Source organism: Pseudomonas sp. TWI929 (assembly GCF_039673335.1).
Taxonomy (GTDB): Bacteria; Pseudomonadota; Gammaproteobacteria; order Pseudomonadales; family Pseudomonadaceae; genus Aquipseudomonas.
Window position 1 is genome coordinate 51,366 of the sequence record NZ_JBDJLK010000017.1, and the last position, 18,185, is coordinate 69,550.

Annotated in this window: 16 protein-coding genes; 9 read left to right on the forward strand and 7 right to left on the reverse strand. The window is 63.7% G+C overall.

Translation table 11 applies throughout. From position 1 onward, the window contains the following. Positions 1-119: 119 nt before the first annotated feature. The 6 genes from dusB to ABE456_RS10205 all read left to right on the forward strand — a co-directional run bounded on the left by dusB (position 120) and on the right by ABE456_RS10205 (position 8,225). A complete protein-coding gene (dusB, locus tag ABE456_RS10180) occupies positions 120-1,133 on the forward strand; it encodes a tRNA dihydrouridine synthase DusB (RefSeq protein ID WP_346643778.1) in 1,014 nt (337 codons plus the stop codon). After that, positions 1,130-1,450: a DNA-binding transcriptional regulator Fis gene (fis, locus tag ABE456_RS10185; RefSeq protein WP_003249693.1), complete on the forward strand. Its 321-nt coding sequence runs from the start codon at positions 1,130-1,132 to the stop codon at positions 1,448-1,450. Before dusB ends, fis begins: the two co-directional genes overlap by 4 nt. 81 nt (positions 1,451-1,531) lie before the next feature. Continuing rightward, positions 1,532-3,139, forward strand: coding sequence for a bifunctional phosphoribosylaminoimidazolecarboxamide formyltransferase/IMP cyclohydrolase (purH, locus tag ABE456_RS10190; protein ID WP_346643779.1), 1,608 nt, complete (start codon positions 1,532-1,534; stop codon positions 3,137-3,139). A gap of 190 nt (positions 3,140-3,329) precedes the next feature. Beyond that, positions 3,330-4,625 (forward strand): phosphoribosylamine--glycine ligase, encoded by a 1,296-nt coding sequence (gene purD, locus ABE456_RS10195; RefSeq protein WP_346643780.1) that lies wholly within the window; start codon positions 3,330-3,332, stop codon positions 4,623-4,625. 135 nt (positions 4,626-4,760) lie between these two features. Further along, positions 4,761-7,532 carry a response regulator gene (locus tag ABE456_RS10200; protein WP_346643781.1) on the forward strand — a complete coding sequence of 924 codons (2,772 nt, stop codon included), beginning with the start codon at positions 4,761-4,763 and terminating at the stop codon, positions 7,530-7,532. Positions 7,533-7,628: 96 nt separating this feature from the next. Continuing rightward, positions 7,629-8,225 (forward strand): MarC family protein, encoded by a 597-nt coding sequence (locus ABE456_RS10205; protein WP_346643782.1) that lies wholly within the window; start codon positions 7,629-7,631, stop codon positions 8,223-8,225. Between the two features lie 26 nt (positions 8,226-8,251). On the opposite strand, the gene ABE456_RS10210 is transcribed toward ABE456_RS10205, so the two are convergent. From ABE456_RS10210 to cobG, 7 genes are all read right to left on the reverse strand, one after another. Beyond that, complete coding sequence (locus ABE456_RS10210; protein WP_346643783.1) at positions 8,252-8,908, reverse strand: hypothetical protein; 657 nt, start codon at positions 8,906-8,908, stop codon at positions 8,252-8,254. Then, a complete protein-coding gene (locus ABE456_RS10215) occupies positions 8,901-9,590 on the reverse strand; it encodes a hypothetical protein (protein ID WP_346643784.1) in 690 nt (229 codons plus the stop codon). The genes ABE456_RS10210 and ABE456_RS10215 overlap by 8 nt, the downstream gene beginning before the upstream one ends. A 51-nt stretch (positions 9,591-9,641) precedes the next feature. Beyond that, positions 9,642-10,325, reverse strand: coding sequence for a hypothetical protein (locus ABE456_RS10220; protein WP_346643785.1), 684 nt, complete (start codon positions 10,323-10,325; stop codon positions 9,642-9,644). A gap of 118 nt (positions 10,326-10,443) precedes the next feature. Then, complete coding sequence (gene cobJ / locus ABE456_RS10225; RefSeq protein ID WP_346643786.1) at positions 10,444-12,141, reverse strand: precorrin-3B C(17)-methyltransferase; 1,698 nt, start codon at positions 12,139-12,141, stop codon at positions 10,444-10,446. Further along, a complete protein-coding gene (locus ABE456_RS10230; protein WP_346643787.1) occupies positions 12,129-12,860 on the reverse strand; it encodes a precorrin-2 C(20)-methyltransferase in 732 nt (243 codons plus the stop codon). The genes cobJ and ABE456_RS10230 overlap by 13 nt, the downstream gene beginning before the upstream one ends. After that, on the reverse strand, positions 12,860-13,486 hold the full coding sequence (locus tag ABE456_RS10235; RefSeq protein WP_003257545.1) for a precorrin-8X methylmutase: 627 nt from the start codon (positions 13,484-13,486) through the stop codon (positions 12,860-12,862). The genes ABE456_RS10230 and ABE456_RS10235 overlap by 1 nt, the downstream gene beginning before the upstream one ends. Beyond that, a complete protein-coding gene (gene cobG / locus ABE456_RS10240; protein WP_346643788.1) occupies positions 13,479-14,810 on the reverse strand; it encodes a precorrin-3B synthase in 1,332 nt (443 codons plus the stop codon). The genes ABE456_RS10235 and cobG overlap by 8 nt, the downstream gene beginning before the upstream one ends. A 229-nt stretch (positions 14,811-15,039) precedes the next feature. On the opposite strand from cobG, the gene cbiE reads away from it, so the two are divergent. The 3 genes from cbiE to ABE456_RS10255 are packed head-to-tail and all read left to right on the forward strand — an operon-like array spanning position 15,040 to position 18,069. After that, the gene (cbiE, locus tag ABE456_RS10245; protein ID WP_346643789.1) at positions 15,040-16,251 is read left to right on the forward strand and encodes a precorrin-6y C5,15-methyltransferase (decarboxylating) subunit CbiE; all 1,212 of its coding nucleotides are present in this window, start codon (positions 15,040-15,042) and stop codon (positions 16,249-16,251) included. Next, positions 16,244-17,338, forward strand: a complete 1,095-nt coding sequence (locus tag ABE456_RS10250; protein ID WP_346643790.1) for a cobalt-precorrin-5B (C(1))-methyltransferase — start codon at positions 16,244-16,246, stop codon at positions 17,336-17,338. Before cbiE ends, ABE456_RS10250 begins: the two co-directional genes overlap by 8 nt. Beyond that, positions 17,335-18,069: a cobalt-precorrin-6A reductase gene (locus ABE456_RS10255; protein ID WP_346643791.1), complete on the forward strand. Its 735-nt coding sequence runs from the start codon at positions 17,335-17,337 to the stop codon at positions 18,067-18,069. The genes ABE456_RS10250 and ABE456_RS10255 overlap by 4 nt, the downstream gene beginning before the upstream one ends. Positions 18,070-18,185: the final 116 nt, after the last annotated feature.

Genomic DNA, 18,185 nt, shown 5'->3' on the forward strand with positions numbered 1-18,185 from the left:
TCATAAGCCGACAACTGTTCAGATTTTATCCAAATCCATCTTTATCCGGTCACCGAGAGCGGGTATCATGCCAACCCTTTTTCGAACTCCAAGATTCGGCCCCACAACAGGGATCACCTATGTCGGCGGTACGCATCGGCCCATACACACTACGTAACAACCTGATCCTCGCGCCCATGGCCGGGGTCACGGACCAGCCTTTCCGCACGCTTTGCCAGCGCCTGGGCGCCGGCATGGTGGTATCGGAAATGGTCAGCAGCGACATGAGCCTGTGGAACAGCCGCAAGTCGAGCCTGCGCCGCATCCATGAAGGTGATCCCGAGCCACGCTCGGTACAGATCGCTGGCGGTGATGCGCAGATGATGGCAGCGGCAGCGAAGGCCAACGTCGAAGCGGGTGCCCAGATCATCGATATCAACATGGGCTGCCCGGCAAAAAAAGTCTGCAACAAAGCTGCAGGCTCTGCTTTATTGAGAGATGAAGCCTTGGTCAGCGAGATCCTCCACGCCGTGGTCGGCGCCGTGGACGTCCCGGTGACCCTGAAGATCCGCACCGGATGGGACCGGGCGAACAAGAACGGCCTGAACGTGGCGAAAATCGCCGAACAGGCCGGCATCCAGGCGCTGGCGGTGCATGGCCGCACACGCGCCGACCTGTACACCGGCGAAGCCGAATACGACACCATCGCTGCCATCAAGCAGGCGGTGTCGATCCCGGTTTTTGCCAACGGCGATATCACCTCGCCAGAAAAGGCCCAGGCGGTGCTGGACGCCACCGGGGTCGATGGCCTGTTGATCGGCCGGGCCGCCCAGGGGCGGCCATGGATCTTTCGCGAGATCGAGCACTACCTGCGCACTGGCGAACACCTGCCAGCGCCGCAACTGGACGAAGTGGAACGCATCCTGCTGGAGCACCTGGCCGCGCTGCATGCCTTCTATGGCGATGTGATGGGCGTACGTATCGCCCGCAAGCACGTTGGCTGGTACCTGGCAACACGACCCGGCGGCAAGGAGTTTCGCTCCCGGTTCAACGCTTTGGAAGATACACAAGCGCAGTGCGCCAACGTTCGCGCGTTTTTCAACGAACGTCGACAGAGCCTTGAGACAGAGGACGGACAAGGGGTGGCCGCATGACGATGATGACCGAGAATTTTGTGAGTGGAACAACGCCCGTGAGCGACAACGCCAACCTGAAACAGCACCTCAACACGCCGAGCGAAGAGGGCCAGACCCTTCGCGACAGCGTCGAGAAGGCGCTGCACAACTACTTCGCCCACCTGGAAGGCGCGACCGTGACGGACGTGTACAACCTGGTGCTCTCCGAAGTCGAGGCGCCCCTGCTCGAAAGCGTGATGAACTACGTGAAGGGCAACCAGACCAAGGCCAGCGAGATGCTCGGGCTGAACCGAGGTACCCTGCGCAAGAAGCTCAAGCAGTACGACTTGTTGTAAGCCAGAATCCCAACCAGAAAAGGCGGCTCCCTGAACAGAGGCGCCTTTTTTGCTGACTCCACCGCGTTATTGGAACCCGAAATGACCGACCAGACTACCCGCCTGCCAGTCCGCCGCGCCCTGATCAGCGTCTCCGACAAGACCGGTATCCTCGAATTCGCCCGTGAGCTGCAGCAGCTCGGTGTCGAGATCCTGTCCACCGGCGGCACCTACAAGCTGCTCAAGGACAACGGCGTGAACGCGGTGGAAGTGGCCGACTACACCGGCTTCGCCGAAATGATGGATGGCCGGGTCAAGACCCTGCACCCGAAGATTCACGGTGGCATCCTCGGCCGTCGTGGCACCGACGACGCCATCATGAACGAGCACGGCATCAAGCCGATCGACCTGGTTGCGGTCAACCTGTACCCGTTCGAAGCCACCATTTCCAAGCCTGGTTGTGACCTGCCGACTGCCATCGAGAACATCGACATCGGCGGCCCGACCATGGTCCGTTCGGCAGCCAAGAACCACAAGGACGTGGCCATCGTGGTCAACGCCAGCGACTACGCCGGCATCGTCGAAGGCCTCAAGGCCGGTGGCCTGACCTACGCCCAGCGCTTCGACCTGATGCTCAAGGCGTTTGAGCACACTGCCGCCTACGACGGCATGATCGCCAACTACATGGGCACCATCGACCAGGCCAAGGACACCCTGACCACTGAAGATCGCAGCGAGTTCCCGCGCACCTTCAACAGCCAGTTCGTCAAGGCCCAGGAAATGCGCTACGGCGAGAACCCGCACCAGAGCGCGGCGTTCTACGTAGAAGCCAAAAAAGGCGAAGCCAGCATTTCCACTGCCGTGCAGCTGCAGGGCAAGGAGCTGTCGTTCAACAACGTGGCCGACACCGACGCCGCGCTGGAGTGCGTGAAGAGCTTCGTCAAGCCAGCCTGCGTCATCGTCAAGCACGCCAACCCATGCGGCGTGGCTGTAGTGCCTGAAGAAGAAGGCGGTATCCGCAAGGCCTACGACCTGGCCTACGCCACCGACACCGAGTCGGCGTTCGGCGGCATCATCGCCTTCAACCGTGAACTGGACGGCGAAACCGCCAAGGCCATCGTCGACCGCCAGTTCGTCGAAGTGATCATCGCCCCGAAAATCTCCCAGGCTGCCCGCGACGTGGTTGCCGCCAAGCAGAACGTACGTCTGCTGGAATGCGGCGAGTGGCCAGCCGAACGTGCTGCTGGTTGGGACTTCAAGCGTGTCAATGGTGGCCTGCTGGTGCAAAGCCGCGATATCGGCATGATCACCGCCGATGACCTGAAAATCGTCACCAAGCGCGCGCCGACCGAGCAAGAGATCCATGACCTGGTGTTCGCCTGGAAAGTGGCCAAGTTCGTAAAGTCCAACGCCATCGTCTACGCCAAGCAGCGCCAGACCATCGGCGTTGGCGCCGGCCAGATGAGCCGCGTCAACTCCGCTCGCATTGCTGCAATCAAGGCCGAGCATGCTGGCCTGCAGGTACAGGGCGCGGTCATGGCCTCGGACGCGTTCTTCCCGTTCCGTGACGGCATCGACAATGCCGCTAAAGTGGGTATCAGCGCCGTGATCCAGCCGGGTGGCTCGATGCGTGATGCCGAAGTCATCGCCGCTGCCGACGAGGCAGGTATCGCGATGGTCTTCACCGGTATGCGCCACTTCCGCCACTAATCAAGATGGCCGGCCGAACCTCGGCCCTGTTTGTGGGAGCGGCCTTGCGTCGCGAAAGGGGTGCGAAGCGCCCCCAGGTTTTCAGCTTCGCAGCAGAAATTGCCGGGGCCGCTTTGCGGCCCTTTCGCGACACAAGGCCGCTCCCACATCAGAACCGGGATCGGCGCCAAACAGAATTCGAGGTTTTGACATGAAAGTTTTGATCATCGGCAGCGGCGGCCGTGAGCACGCCCTGGCCTGGAAAGTCGCCCAGGACCCTCGCGTCGAGAAAGTCTTCGTTGCCCCGGGCAACGCCGGCACCGCCATTGAAGCCAAGTGCGAAAACGTCGCCATCGACGTCTGCGCCCTGGAGCAACTGGCCGACTTCGCCGAGAAGAACGTCGACCTGACCATCGTCGGCCCTGAAGCACCGCTGGTCATCGGCGTGGTCGACCTGTTCCGCAGCCGCGGCCTAGACTGCTTCGGCCCAACCAAGGGCGCAGCCCAACTGGAAGGCTCCAAGGCCTTCACCAAGGACTTCCTGGCGCGTCACAAGATCCCGACTGCCGACTACCAGAATTTCACCGAGATCGAGCCGGCGCTGGCCTACCTGCAAGAGAAAGGCGCGCCGATCGTGATCAAGGCCGACGGCCTGGCCGCAGGCAAGGGCGTGATCGTCGCCATGACCCTCGAAGAAGCCGAAGCCGCCGTGCGTGACATGCTGGCCGGCAACGCCTTCGGTGAAGCCGGTTCGCGTGTGGTGATCGAAGAGTTCCTCGACGGCGAGGAAGCCAGCTTCATCGTCATGGTCGATGGCCACAACGTGCTGCCCATGGCCACCAGCCAGGACCACAAGCGCGTCGGCGACCAGGACACTGGCCCGAACACCGGCGGCATGGGTGCCTACTCCCCTGCCCCAGTGGTGACTGCCGACGTGCACCAGCGCGTGATGGACCAGGTGATCTGGCCGACCGTGCGCGGCATGGCCGAGGAAGGCAACGTCTACACCGGTTTCCTCTACGCTGGTCTGATGATCGACAAGGCGGGCAACCCCAAGGTCATCGAGTTTAACTGCCGTTTTGGCGACCCGGAAACCCAGCCAGTCATGCTGCGCCTGGAGTCGAGCCTGGTACTGCTGGTCGAGGCCGCATTCGCCAAGGCGCTGGACAAGGTCGAAGCGCAGTGGGACCCGCGCCCGAGCCTGGGCGTGGTGCTGGCAGCTGGCGGTTACCCGGGCGACTACGCCAAGGGCGACGTGATCAACGGCCTGGACGCTGCAGCGAAGATCGAAGGCAAGGTGTTCCATGCCGGTACTTCGCTCAAGGATGGCCAGGTGGTCACCAACGGCGGGCGCGTGCTGTGTGCTACCGCCATGGGCAGCACCGTTGCCGACGCGCAGCAGCAGGCTTACCGCCTGGCCAAGGAAGTGAGCTGGAACGGTAGCTTCTACCGTACCGACATCGGCTACCGGGCCATCGCCCGTGAGCGCGGTGAGCACCAACAGTAAGTACTACCGGAGCGCCGTGCTGCCTTGCGCACACGGCATCCGGCTCGTCGACAGGGCCCAGCCGGGGCCTTGCCTTCGACTTGGCGCGCCGCGCATAGTTAGTACCCGGCACATCGGCTAAGAAGGGATTTCGTAGTGCGTCGGCTTCGGATTGCCTCAGCTCTGATCGTCAGCTTGCTGACCTTGCTCTGCATGTTCCCGGCCGCGGCCGAACATGACGGAGGCTGGACCGTTCTGCTCGACGAACAGGCCAACCTGCAACTAAGCGACGTACGCTCCGAGCGTTACCGCAACCAGTTCAGCCCACTGATCCTCGCCGACCTGGATGCCGCCCCGGCGGAACAGGCCTTATGGTTGCACTACCACCTGCCACCAGGCGACCAGGAACAATTGCTGCGGGTATTCGCCCCCGACCTGTCTGCCCTGGACTTCTACGCCCTCGACGGCGACAAACTTCTGCGTCAGCTGCACCACGGGCGCCTGGCCGGCAATGCCAGCCCGACCCTTCATGGCAGCGACCATTTACTGCCCTTGCCTAACAGCAAGCAACCCCTGGACATCTACCTGCGGCTGGTGTCCGAGCATCAGCTGCGCCCGGCCATCAGCCTGGAGCCAGCGGCCGTGGCCGCCTCCAACCAGAGCCAGCCGCTACTGTTCGGCATGCTGTTCGGCGGTTTGGTGATGCTGATCATGCACAACCTGATCCGCTTCCTTTACAGCCGCTCCAGCACCACCCTGATCTTGGCGCTGTACCACGGCCTGATGCTGCTCAGCGGCCTGATCCTGCTGAACCTCAGCGGCCCCTGGTGGCACGTATGGCACAGCGCGCAGACGCCCGCCGCCTACCTCACCCTGGTACTGGCTGGCCTGTCCGGGCTGTATTTCACCCTGCATTTCTTCTCGCCGTGCAATTCGCCCCGGCTGAACCGCCTGCTGCAAGGCGAAATGCTGGTGGTTGCGGTCAGCGGCCTGGTGCTGCTGTTCGTCGACACCCTGCCCCTCAACCTGATGACCTATGCCCTGATGGCGCTAGGCAGCGTAAGCATGCTGCTGGTCAGCAGCTACCACTGGTACCGGGGCTATGCGCCCGCGCGCCTGTTCAGCCTGGCCATGGTGGTGTTCAACCTCGGTGGCCTGGTGTTGTTGCCGGCCCTGCTCGGCCTTACCCGCACCTCGACACCGTGGCTGCTGTGCATCCTGCTGGGCCTGACCGTGGTCAGCGGCCTGCTGCTCAACCTGGCAGTCAGCGAACGCCTGCGGCGCATGAGTGAGGAGCGCTTCAGCGCCAGCCGTGCGCTGGCCGCCAGCGATGCCGAAATCAACGCCAAGGCCGAGTTCCTGGCGAAGATCAGCCACGAAATCCGCACGCCCATGAACGGTGTGCTGGGCATGACCGAGCTGCTGCTGGGCACACCGTTGTCAGTCAAGCAGCGCGACTACGTGCAGACCATCCACAGCGCCGGCAATGAACTGCTCACACTGATCAACGAAATTCTCGACATTTCCAAGCTGGAGTCCCGGCAGATCGAGCTGGATGACGTGCAGTTCGACCTCAACGCGCTGATCGAGGATTGCCTGAACATCTTCCGCGCCAAGGCCGAGCAGCAGAACATCGAGCTGATCAGCTTTACCCAGCCGCAAGTACCGCGGGTGATCAGCGGAGACCCGACGCGCCTGCGCCAGGCCTTGTCGAGCCTGCTGGAAAACGCGCTGAAAAACACCGATCAGGGGGAGATTTTGCTGGTTGTCGCGCTGGACCAGCGCGGCGAGGTGCCGCGCCTGCGCATTGCCGTGCAGGACAGCGGCGAGCCGCTGCCAGCCGCCGACCGCGAAGCATTGCTGCAGGCCGAGCTGCACAGCCACCACTTCCTTTCCAGCAACAAGCTGGGCGGCCATCTCGGGCTGGTCATCGCCAAGCAACTGATCGGCCTGATGCAGGGCGAGTTCGGCATCAAGAGCAGCACCGGCATGGGCAATACCCTATGGCTGACCCTGCCGCTGGACCCTTCGCGCCTGGAGCAACCACCGGCCGACCTCGACGGCCCGTTGCGCGATGCGCGCGTGCTGGTGGTGGACGACAACGACACTTGCCGCAAGGTACTGGTGCAACAGTGCAGTGCCTGGGGCATGAACGTCAGCGCAGTGCCATCAGGCAAGGAAGCGCTGGCCCTACTGCGCACCAAGGCGCACCTGCGCGACTACTTCGACGCCGTGCTGCTGGACCAGAACATGCCCGGCATGACCGGCATGCAGCTGGCCGCCAAGATCAAGGAAGACCCGAGCCTTAACCACGACATCCTGGTGGTGATGCTTACCGGCATCAGCAACGCGCCGAGCAAGGTCATTGCGCGCAACGCCGGGGTAAAGCGGATACTCGCCAAGCCGGTGGCCGGCTACACGCTGAAGACCACCCTGGCCGAGGAGCTGGCCCAGCGCGGCCGCGAGCAAGCGGTGCCTGCCAGCCTGCCTGGCATCCCGCAGGCGCTGGACCTGCCCGGCGATTTCCGCGTGCTGGTTGCCGAGGACAACAGCATCTCGACCAAGGTAATCCGCGGCATGCTCGGCAAGCTCAACCTCGAGCCCGACACTGCCTGCAATGGCGAAGAGGCGTTGCAGGCGATGAAAGCGCAGCGCTATGACCTGGTGCTGATGGACTGCGAAATGCCGATCCTGGACGGTTTCTCGGCCACCCAGCAGTTGCGTGCCTGGGAAACTGCCAACCAGCGCCAGCGCACCCCGGTGGTGGCGCTGACCGCGCACATTCTGGCCGAACACAAGGAACGCGCGCGGCTGGCGGGCATGGATGGGCACATGGCCAAGCCGGTGGAACTGTCGCAGTTGCGCGAACTGATCCAGTACTGGGCCAACCACCGCGAAGCCAAGATAGACCCGGCGCATACTTCCTGATCTGAAGTGCCTGTACCGCCACGAACAGGCCGGCACAGGATAGCAACGGAATCTGCTGATAAACTCTGCCCAGCCCTAACTGCCTGGACTGCCCCCATGCTCCATGAGTTGTTCAGCGTCTACCTGAAAATGCTCGTGCTCTACAGCCCGTTCTTCGTGCTGTCGTGCTTCATCAGCCTGACCCGTGGCCACTCCAGCAAGGAGCGCAAGCAACTGGCTTGGAAGGTGGCCTTTGCCGCGCTCATCGCCAGTGTGCTGCTGTACCTGTTCGGGCGGGCGATCTTCGGTATTTTCGGCATCACCGCCGACGCTTTTCGTATCGGCGCCGGCAGTGTGCTGTTCATTTCCGCGCTGGGCATGGCCCAAGGCAAATCTGCCGTACAGGCCGATAACGTGCAGCAGGACGTCACCATCGTACCGCTGACCATCCCGCTCACCGTTGGGCCTGGCACCATCGGCGCCTTGCTGGTGATGGGGGTGAGCCAACCGCACTGGGATGACAAATTGCTGGCAATCATCAGCATTGCCTTGGCCAGCTTTACCGTGGGTTTGGTGCTGTATCTGTCGCACCGTATCGAGCGCCTGCTCGGTGACCAGGGCCTGCAGATTGTCAGCCGGCTGATGGGGCTGTTCGTCTGTGCCCTGGCCGCGCAGATCATCTTTACCGGGATCCGCGGCTACCTGTTGCCCTGACCTTCTCTGGCCAGCCGGCCGGGCGCCTACAACTGCAGCTCATGTATGGCCTTGCCATTTTGCTTGTCGACACTGGCCTGTGCCCGCTTGCGGTAGTCTTCGCGAAACCCCTGCAAGTTGAAGTGAATCACTTCGACACGGACTTCCTCGACCTTCACTTCTTTGTTCGACTGCACGAAGAGAAAATCTTTGGAGGTCTTCTTCATCGTCATTTGCATGTGTACCAACACCATGTCGATAAAGCCGCTCGACTGCTGTGCGCAAGGCACCAGTTGAAAACGCCCGACGCCTTTGGAGACAGCCCTGGATTCAAAGGCAGTCAAAGCCAGGTTGTCTTTGCGCAAAGCCTGAAGCGAAGCTTCGGCAGTTTGGTAATGATTGGCTGTGCCCTTCTGACGCACCTGTGCCAGGGCCTGCTCGGCAAGGCTGGCGTTGTTCGGCCCCGGCCGATTCGAAGTGGGAGCGAGCTTGCCGTCAAACCCCAGGAACGCAAGGTTACGCCAGTAGTTCCTGAACCAGTCCGGCTCCAGGCCTTCGTTGAAATCCCCCCAGGCCACCTGCTGGGCAAACGCATTGGCCAACAGGATGTCGTCTCGTGCTTCGCGACTGACACCAGGCAAGAAGGATAGCAAGCTGCTGTGAACCAACTTGCCACTTGCCGCCTTTTGATTGAATTCACTCATTTGGGGCTCCTGAAGATACAAAAGTTTTGACCCGGCTGCGGTACTGCATTTGTTTGACCTTTATAGAGTCGTGCAGGCCCGCGCTTATCGAATGGATCACCGTTTCATGGGTTTGATAATTGCCATCGAACTGCCGGGTTGCTTGGCCGCTCGCAAGGCTCAGCGGCTGCCTCAGCCAATCCGCAGCCAATTTCTCTGCAGTGCTGAAGCCTAATTCGGTACTGATGACGCTTGAGTCGGCCAGTATCAGGCGCAACTCCATACGGACATGGCTGATGCCTTTGTCATCTGGCGGCCGAACGCATTCCACCCATAACAACTGCTCAATGGCAGCGTCTGGCTGGGCGGAGTAAGCATCGAGGCATTTGGCTACCGGCTCGCGCAAGGTGCCGAGCACACCTGCCAGGAGCCTGTCCCGCAGGATCTGCCACGGTTCGCAGGCGGATGCCTGTGTTGCAACTGCAGTGCCGCAATGCAGGGTGGCGATATTGCAACCGAAGCCGCCCTGTATTCGTAGATATTCCTTGTGCCACGCAGCATCCTGAATGGCATGGCCTTTGTTGGCAGTCAGGTAGGCAGCCAGTTGAACATCCAGCAGTGCTTCCGCACGTGAAGCGCTGACGGAATTATCGATCAATACCAAGCTGTTGCCGTTTAACCACAAAGTGTAATTGGCTTGCATCTGCATGCCCTCCAGGCCTGCCGAAAACATTCCGACAGGCCCACTTCATCGTTAGAGTTCCAGTGCCAGCAGGACCTGCAGGGCATTGTCGTCAAGCTTGGTTTCTACCAGGGCACGAACTTTGTCATATTGGCGTTGATCGAAATTCAACACCGCACCACAGGCAAAGTTGGAGGTACCGCTGCTTTCCCACTTGGCCAGCAGATAGTTGGCCGTCTTGTCGGGTTTGGCGTCGGTCTGGATCGCACTGACAAGCATCGCCACCTGGCCTGCGGCCGTCTGCTCGCATTTGGTAAGGCTCAGCCCGGTTCGGTCATCTTCCACCGACTTGCGGTCGAGCAGCTCGACGTTCTTGGTACTCGCGGCCAACGCTGCAATAACCGTTTTCCCGAGATTTTCCAGGGCAGTTGCCACATCACCACTGAAAACGCCGTAGGCCGCCTGCAGGCCCTTGCCCAGCAGGTTGCTGATCTCAAGGTGCATGTTGCTTTGGGTAATCTGCTGTACGTCGACGTTGGTCGGCGCCCAGCCCATCTTGGACATCAGGAAAATGTATTGCTTGAACCAGAGCTGAGTTTCACGGATGGGGTCGTGTCGTTTATTGGCACCCTGCGTTGCCAGGGCGTGGCAAGCCTTTGCAGCATCGCGTTTTTGTTCACCCATTTGGTCGGGGAAGACGAACAGGTTCTTGTCAGGCAGAACCTGAAGTTGCAGCTTCTCGTTATCGGCAGTCATATGAAAGGTCTCCAGAAAGGTTACGGTTGAAGCCAAATGGCTCCAGCCGCAAACCTACCTGTGACCTGCGCACCAAACTGCCCCGAAGCAATTCCTCATCCGCCCGGGCTGCCACTGCTTACGGCTTGGCACCGTACCAGCGTGGGGTATAGACCCAGACCCCGCCAGCTGCGCGGTCGAACGCGCAGGTGGTGGAAGACCCCACCAGCACCATGGTGCGCATGTCGACCATTTCTGGCAGCAGTTCGGCCAAGGTGACTACCTTCAGCGTCTGCCCCGGCCTACCGATGTCACGGCCAAGGACTACAGGCGTGTTCCCCTCGCGATGCCGCCGTACCACTTCCAGCGCCACGCCAAGCTGATATGGCCTGGACCTGGAAATCGGGTTGTAGAACGCCAGCACCAGGTCGGCCTGCGCGGCCAGGTCCAGGCGCTTTTCAATAATCGACCAAGGCTTGAGGTTGTCCGACAGCGACATCACGCAGAAGTCATGCCCCAGCGGAGCGCCTGCCTGTGCGGCGGTCGCCAGCGAGGCCGACACCCCAGGCAGGATCTCGAGGTCGACGCGATGCCACGCCGGGTCACTCGACTCGTGCAGCGCTTCGAGTACCGCCGCCGCCATGGCGAACACGCCTGGGTCGCCCGACGACACCACCACTACCGAACGGCCCTGGGCCGCCAGTTCGAAGGCATGCCGGGCACGCTGCATCTCTTCACGGTTGTCGGTGCAATGCAGGATCTGCTCGTCACGGAACGGGCCGGCCATGCGCACATAGGTTTCGTAGCCAAGCACATCCTCGGCGCGCGCCAGCTCGGCCTTGACCGCCGGCACCATCAGTTCGGCGGCACCTGGGCCCAGGCCGATAACGGCCAGGCGACCACGGCGGCGTCCAATCTGCGCCACCTCGACCGGGGCAGGCGCCACCGCGATGACCACTTCGGCCTGTTCGATCAACTCGGCATCGGGCAACGCCGCAGCCACCATGCTGGCCACGTCGCCTGGCTTGGCCGCGAAGCGCAGGGCAACACCCAAGGCCTGCGCCGCTTCGTGCAAGGCGCTGTCGGCCATCGCCTGCTCATCCGCCAGCACGCAGGCCACTGAAGGCTCAGCGATGCCGGCCTGCTGCAAGGCCGCACGAATACCGTGCAGATTGCCGCCTGCAACCCCCACGACCACAGAGCGCGGGTGGATCAGCAGCTCGTCGCGGTTGGCCGGACGCGCGTGATGCCCCACATGGATGGTGCGTTGCGCCGCTTCGCTGGCAGGTAACTGCGCCTGCAGCAACCATGGCGCATCACCTTCGATGCGCACCGACTCGCCAGCCAGCAGGTCGGAGACAAAGCGCTTGCCTTGCTCGATATCCGCCAGGGCATAGCCCTGCGGCGGGTTCAACAGGCAGGTGCCAAAGCGCAGTTCGCCACTGGTGGTGATGGCGGCAGCAACGCCCAACGCCTCAGCGATTTCGCGCGCCATCACGTTCACACCGCCCAGACCACCAAGCAACGGCACCACTGCGCTGCCATCCTCGGCCACGGCCAGCACCGGCGGCTCCGCGCCCTTCTCGTTGAGCAGGCTGGCCAGGCTGCGAATGACGATACCTGCGGCACACAGCGCGATGATCGGCGTGTCCTGCTGGTACAGCCCACGCAAGGTATCGCCGAACGCACCGTAGTAGACGTCGGCACCCTCGACCCGGCCTTCCAGGCCATGGATCGATGCCTGTGGATAACACTGCTGGATACGCTGCGCAGTAGCCAGGCTGCCCGGGCCAAGAATGACGATTGCCGGTGCCTTGTGCATGTTCAGCCCTGCCATTTTTCCCCCGGCACGATGATCAGCGAGAAGTACGGCGACGACTGCGGGTCGACCTGGTCCAGCGGCACAATCTTCTGGTTGGCCATGGTCGCGCGCTCCACATACAGCGCGCGCCCGTCCAGGCCCAGTTCGGCCAGCACTTCGCGCACCTTGGGGAAGTTGCGGCCAAGCTTCATGATCACCGCCGCATCGGTGTCGGCCAGACGGCGCTTGAGCTCCTCGGCCGGCAATACGCCAGACAGTACCGACAGGCTCTGGTTGCGGTAAACCAGCGGCGCACCCAGCACCGAAGCGCCACCCAGCATCGAGCAGACACCAGGGATTACCTCGGCTTCGTAACGCTGTGCCAAGCGGTCGTGCAGGTACATGTAGGAGCCGTAGAAGAACGGGTCGCCTTCGCAGATCACCGCCACGTCACGGCCGGCATCCAGGTGCTCGGCTACCTGCAGGCTGGCTTCGTCGTAGAAGTCGCTGATGACCTGTTCATAGGACAACGGCGCTGGCAGCGCCTCGGTGGTCACCGGGTAGACCAGCGGCAGCAAGGTCTGCTCGGGCTGCAGGTGCGCCTCGATGATGCCGAAGGCATTGCCACGCTTGCCCTTGGCCACGAAGTAGCCGACCACCGGCGCTTCACGCAGCAGGCGCAGGGCCTTGAGGGTAATCAGTTCCGGGTCGCCTGGGCCCACGCCCAGCCCCAGCAGTCGTCCACGCGGCGCCATCACTCCACCTCCGTGGCCAGGGCGTTGACCGCGGCAGCGGCCATCGCGCTGCCGCCCAGGCGGCCTTGCATGATTACAAACGGAACACCGCGGCTGTCGGCGGCGAGCATGGCCTTGGACTCGGCAGCGCCGACGAAACCGACCGGGAAGCCGAGGATCAGCGCCGGCTTGGGGGCACCGGCGTCAAGCATTTCCAGCAGGTAGAACAGCGCGGTGGGGGCGTTGCCGATCACCACCACGCTGCCTTCCAGGTGCGGGCGCCACAGCTCCAGGGCCACGGCGGAACGGGTGTTGCCGGCGTCCTTGGCCAGGCCTGGCACACTGGGGTCACGCAGGGTGCAGATAACCTTGTTGTCTGCGGGCAGGCGGGCACGGGTGATGCCTTCGGCAACCATGTGCGCATCGCACAGGATCGGCGCGCCGTTCAGCAGCGCCTCGCGCCCGGCCCGGCCAGCGCCTTCGGAGAACTGCAGGCCATCGATGGCGTCGACCATGCCACAGGCGTGGATCACCCGTACGGCGAGCTTTTCGAGGTCTGCGGGGATCCGCTCGAGTCGGGCTTCCTCACGGATGATCCGGAAGGAATTGCGATAGATCTCCTGACCATCGCGGATGTAGTCAATCATCAAGGTGCTCCGTCGGCAGGTCGAGCATGGCGCCTGCTTCGTTCAAGGTAAGGTCGGTGCCGCGCAGGGCACCAAAGCCCGGCTGGCGCGCGTCACGCAGGTACAGGTCATAACGGCCCGGCGAGCGGGCCAGCAGGGTGGCCGGGGCAACATGGGCCATGGCGCAGGATCGGGGGCAGCCGGACAGGTGCACGCTGGCGGGGGTGCCAGGGCCCAGCAGCACGGCCAGGGTAACGGCATCGGCCTTGGTTTCGCCCAGGGCCTTGGCACAGCCGCTGCTGCCGGTGCAGGCGCTGATGCGTGCCAGCGGCTCATGGTCGTGGCAGAGCAGGCCAAGGGCGGACAACTCGGCCTGGGCCTGTTCGATGTGCTGTGCTTGCAGGTTGGTCAGCACCAGGCTTTGCCAGGGGCTCAGGCGCAGGCTGCCGTCGCCCAGTTCACGGGCAATGCGGGCGGCACCACGCAGCATGGCCGGGGTCAGGCGGCCTTGCGGCGGGGCAACACCAAGGGCCAGGCCATGCGCCTGGGGCAGCTTGCCCAGCCATGAAGCGTGTTGAGCTTCTCGGCGCCAGGCGAGCACGGCAGCATCGCGGCGAATATCCAGGCCAAGCCCGCCGACAAAGTCGCTTGCCGAGCACGTCTCAAGCAACTGGCGCATGCGTGACTGCGCCGGGGTTGCCAGGTCGAGGAAGCGTTCCAGTACGGCGCGCACCAGCGCCAGGCCCTGCTCCACCGGCACCGCTCCGAGCACTTGGCCGACGTGCGGGCAACTCGCCAGGCCAAACGCCAGCCAGGTCTGTTGTTCCAGGCGCAGGGCCGACAGCCACAGGTCATGCGGATGTTCAAGCATGGCCAGGCCTTCGCCGGCATCCAGCTGCACGGCAAACTTGGCCGACAACTGGTGGAAACGCGGGGTGCCTTCGAGCAGCTCGAGGATCTGCCCGGCCAGCGGTCGGGCATCCAGCAGCATGACCGGGTCATGCCCCGCCAGCGGGCTGAGCATCAGGTTGCGCACATCGTCACCGGCCGCCTCGCGCGGGCCCAGGCCAGCAGCGAGTAAAGTGTCGACCAAGGCGCGATGCTCGCTGCCGATGCCGCGAATCTGCAAGTTGCCGCGGTTGGTGGCCTCGATCACCCCGCCAGCGAAACGCTCGGCCGCCGCTGCCACGGCGTCGGCCTGCTCGGCCAGCAGCAGGCCACCCGGCAGCTTGATACGGCAGATACCGCCATCACGGGCACTGACGATGCGCCACAACCCCGGGCAGGCCGAGGGGCGGGGCGATACATGGGGGGCATGGGCCTGCGTCAAAGGGGCGTCCGGCAATCTGTGAAAATGCGCTTGAGTGTAGAAGGCGCGGTATTATGCCTGCTTTGTCCGGCGGCATGAAAAGCCGGTGGTCGAGCATCATTCGGGTTTGGGCTGAAATTTTGGGGGCGCTGTGCGCCCCATCGCGACTCAAGGCCGCTCCTACAGGGATCACCGCACCCCGTGTAGGAGCGGCCTTGTGTCGCAATGGCCTGCAAAGCAGCCCCAAAATCTTGAAGAGGTATACATGACACCCTGGCTGACAGTAGTAGGCATCGGCGAAGACGGCTTCAGTGGCCTGGGCAAGCAGGCCAGGCGCGCGCTGTTGGGCGCTGCGCGGATCTTCGGCAGCCCGCGCCAGCTGGCCCTGTTGCCACGCTGCGTGGCCGGCGAACGGCTGGCCTGGCCAAGCCCGTTCTCGCTGGCCCCGGTACTGGCCCTGCGCGGCGAGCCGGTGTGCGTGCTGGCCAGCGGCGACCCGATGTTCTACGGCGTCGGTGCCAGCCTGGCGCGCCAGGTACCTGGCGCAGAAATGCGTGTGCTGTCGATGCCCTCCTCCTGCGCCCTGGCTGCTGCCCGCCTGGGCTGGCCGCTGCAAGACGTGCAGGTGGTGTCGGTGGTGGCCCGGCCACTGGCGGCGCTCAACGCCCACCTGTACAGCGGCATACGCCTGCTGGTGCTGAGCAACGATGGCGACAGCCCCACGGCAATTGCCGCGCTGCTACGCGAGCATGGCTTCGGGCCAAGCCGCCTGCGGGTATTCGAACACCTGGGTGGCGAACAGGAGCGTGAGTTGGCCGGCACCGCGCAGGACTGGCCGCACACCAATATCGCCGCACTCAACCTGGTCGCCATCGAATGCCTGGCCGCGCCCGACCAGCCACGCCTGCACCGGCTGGCCGGCCTGCCAGACAGCGCCTTCCGCCACGACGGCCAGCTGACCAAGCGCGATGTCCGCGCCATCACCCTGGCGCGTCTGGCACCACAACCCGGCGAGCTGCTGTGGGACGTGGGCGCAGGCTGCGGCTCGATCGGCATCGAGTGGATGCGCGCCCACCCAGCCTGCCGCGCCCTGGCCATCGAGGCCGACGAAGGCCGCCAGGGCTTCATCGAACACAACCGCGATGCGTTAGGCGTACCCGGCCTGCAACTGGTCCGCGGCAAGGCACCGGCAGCGCTGGAAGGCCTGGAGCAACCCGATGCAATCTTCATCGGCGGCGGCGTCACCCGCGAAGGCGTGCTCGACCTGTGCTGGGCAAACCTGCGCCCCGGCGGCCGGCTGGTGGCCAACGCAGTGACCCTGCAAAGCGAACTGGCCCTAGCGCATTTTCGCGAGCAACACGGTGGCGAACTGACCCGCGTGCATGTCGCCCATGCCCAGCCGTTGGGCGCCTTCGACACCTGGCGCCAGGCGCTGCCAATCACCTTGCTTGAAGTGGTAAAGCCCGCCGATGCGTGAAGAAACCCGCGAACAGCCCGCGCCCCTGCGCAGCGGCCTGACCACTGGCAGCTGCGCCACCGCCACTAGCCTGGCGGCGGCCAAGCTGCTTCTCACCGGGCAGCGTGACGATGCGGTGGATATCACCCTGCCCAAGGGCAAGGTGGTGCAGATGCGCCTGGAATTCTGCCGCCTGGCTGACGACAGCGCCGAAGCCGGCACACTCAAGGACGCCGGCGACGACCCGGACGTGACCCACGGCGCCCTGCTCTACAGCCAGGTGCGCCTGCAGAGCGAGCCCGGTATCCGTTTCGTCGCCGGCCAGGGCGTAGGCACTGTTACCCGCCCAGGCCTGGTACTGGCAGTGGGTGAACCGGCCATCAACCCGGTACCACGGCGCATGATCAGCGAGCACCTGCAACGCCTGGCTGACGAGTGCGGCTACGCGGGTGGCTTCGAGGTCACAGTCAACGTGCAGGGCGGCGAGCAGCTGGCGCTGAAAACCATGAACCCGCGCCTGGGCATCCTTGGCGGGCTGTCGATCCTCGGCACCAGCGGTATCGTGCGGCCGTTTTCCTGCGCGGCCTATATCGCCTCGATCCACCAGGGCATCGACGTGGCCCATACCAACGGCTACACGCACATTGCCGCGTGCACCGGCAACGCCAGTGAAGACACCATGCGCCGTGTCTACGGCCTGCCGGAAATCGCCCTGATCGAAATGGGCGACTTCGTCGGCGCGGTGCTCAAGCACCTGCGCAAGGTACCGGTGTCGCGCCTGAGCCTGTGCGGCGGCTTCGGTAAAATCAGCAAACTGGCCGCCGGGCACATGGACCTGCACAGCCGCCACTCCAGCATCGACCTGCCACAACTGGCCGGCTGGGCTGCAGACATCGGTGCCGACGAAGCCCTGCAGGCCGCGATCATGGACGCCAATACCAGCCAGCAGGCGCTGGCCCTGGCGCATGCAGCCGGCATCGCCCTGGGTGATGCGGTGTGTGCCCACGCCCTGGCCTTTGCCCGCAGCGTGGTGCCGGCACAGGTACACGTGGAAGTATTCGCCATCGACCGCCAGGGCGGTATCGTCGGCAAGGCAGGCGTGCAATGACGACTCGCATCTTGCTGCTAGGCGGCATCACCGAAGCCCTGGCCATCGCCCGCCGCCTTGGCCCTCAACATGTCTACAGCCTGGCCGGTATCGGCAGGGTGCCGCAGGACCTGCAATGCCAGGTGCGGGTCGGCGGGTTTGGTGGCGCCGAGGGCCTGGCCAGCTACCTGCGCGAGGCAGGTATCACCCTGCTGATCGACGCCACCCACCCCTATGCCGCGCAGATCAGCCGCAATGCCGCCAGCGCCGCACGAATTGCTGGTGTGCCGTGCTGGGCCTTGCGCCGACCGGCCTGGCAGGCGCAGGCGGGGGACGACTGGCGCGAAGTCGAAGACTGGGCGGGGTTGATCGAAGCACTCAAACCGTTCCGCAGGCCGCTGTTCACCCTGGGGCGGGAGCCGCTGCAACATCTGGAGGAGATTCCGCCGGAGCAGTTCTGGACTTTGCGAGCGCTGGAGGCCTGCCCTGGCAACGCGCGATGCGAAGTGATTGGTGCGCGTGGACCGTTCCATATCGAGGATGAACGGGCGCTGTTCCAGCGGCGCAAGATCGATGTGCTGATCAGCAAGAACAGCGGCAGCGTGGCGACCGAGCCGAAGCTGGAGGTGGCGCGGGAGCTTGGTGTGCCCGTGTTGATCCTCAAGCGCCCGACGCTGCCGCATGTAGATCTACTGTTTGCGCACACGGATGAGCTGCTGGCCAGACTAGGCTCTCTGTGTGAAATGTCTTGAGACGAAGGTCAGGCAAGGCTGTTTTCAACGCAGTATCAAGGCTTTTCACACAGAGCCTGGAACTCTGACCGCTTGTACCAACTGGCTGTATATCCCATTGACATATACATCTGCCT